At 66.5% G+C, this 1,500-nt stretch carries 1 protein-coding gene; it reads left to right on the forward strand.

Annotated features, from left to right (window positions below; translation table 11 throughout):
* The first annotated feature begins 129 nt into the window (after positions 1-129).
* On the forward strand, positions 130-1,446 hold the full coding sequence (locus tag KU893_RS22375; protein WP_218237020.1) for an IS256 family transposase: 1,317 nt from the start codon (positions 130-132) through the stop codon (positions 1,444-1,446).
* The last annotated feature ends 54 nt before the right edge of the window (positions 1,447-1,500 follow it).

Below are 1,500 nucleotides of genomic sequence, written 5' to 3' on the forward strand. Positions count from 1 at the left end.
GGGGGTGTCAGATGGTCTGTGTAAGGGGTCGGTCTCAGCAAAGGAACGATGATGACTGCTGTGACCGAAGGGACCGGGCGACCGGACTACAAGAAGGCCGCTGCTGCTCGGCGTGCTGACCGCGCGGACATGCCGGGCGCGAAGGCCGCTGCAGCGTTCGCTGCATCGGGTGCGATGGACGAGTTGTTCGCCAAGATCGATGCTGGTGAGATCGAGCTGACCGGCGATGGCGGGTTCATCCCGGGCCTGATCAAGGCCACCCTCGAGCGGGGCCTACGAGCCGAGCTCACCTCCCATCTGGGCTACGAGAAGGGCGCTCCCGAGGCGTCCGCGGTAGCGAACTCGCGCAACGGCACGAGCCCGAAGAAGGTCGCCACGACGACCGGTGAGGTCGAGCTGTCGATCCCGCGCGACCGCGACGGCACGTTCACCCCGGTCCTGGTCCCGAAGGGCTCGCGGCGGCTGTCGGGGCTCGACGAGATGATCATCAGCCTCTACGCGGGCGGGATGACCGTGCGGGACATCGCCCACCACCTCGCCTCGACGATCGGGACCGAGCTGTCCCACGAGACGATCAGCAACATCACCGACGCGATCGCTGAGGAGATCCTCGAGTGGCAGGCCCGGCCGCTCGATGCGTTCTACCCGGTGGTCTACCTCGACGCGATTGTCGTCAAGGTCCGCGACGGCGCGCACGTGATCAACAAGGCGGCCCACATCGCGGTCGGGGTCGACATGGACGGCGTGAAGCGGGTTCTGGGGATCTGGATCCAGACGTCCGAGGGCGCGAAGTTCTGGGCCGGGGTGTGTGCCGAGCTCGCCAACCGCGGCGTCCGCGACGTGCTCATCGTGTGCTGCGACGGCCTCACCGGCCTGCCCGAAGCGATCGAGGCGACCTGGGCGCAGGCGACCGTGCAGACCTGCGTGGTGCACCTGATCCGCGCGTCGATGCGGTTCGTGAACTACAAGGACCGCAAGGCCGTCGCGGCCGCGTTGAAGCCGATCTACACCGCCTCGTCGGACAAGTCGGCCAGGGACGCGTTCGCGGCGTTCCAGGACTCTGTGTGGGGCAAGAAGTACACCCACGCCGTGGCGACCTGGGAGAACGCGTGGGAGCGGTTCATCCCGTTCCTGGCATTCCCGCCCGAGCTGCGTCGGGTGATCTACACGACCAACAGCATCGAGTCGTTGAACTACCAGCTGCGGAAGGTCACCAAGAACCGCGGGCACTTCCCCAACGACGAGGCCGTGGTGAAGCTGCTGTGGCTGGCGATCTGCAACATCGAGGACAAGAGGGCCCGCGAACGAGCCGAGGAACGCGGCAAGCCCGCGACCGAGCGCAAGGCGGCGGGCCGGCTGGTCGAGGGCCAGGTCGTGACGAACTGGAAGCAGGCCCTGGGCCAGCTCGCGATCGCCTATCCCGACCGCATCAACCCCTACCTGTAAGCAAGAAACCAACCACGAGGGACCGATCGCTTACACAGGAATCTTGACAAGCTC

Origin of the sequence: Nocardioides daeguensis, assembly GCF_019192965.1 — a bacterium.
Lineage (GTDB): Bacteria > Actinomycetota > Actinomycetes > Propionibacteriales > Nocardioidaceae > Nocardioides > Nocardioides daeguensis.

Bases quoted from the DNA above. Each gene is read 5' to 3' on its own strand.
- KU893_RS22375 (WP_218237020.1), top strand. From the start codon at position 130: ATGCCGGGCGCGAAGGCCGCTGCAGCGTTCGCTGCATCGGGTGCGATG.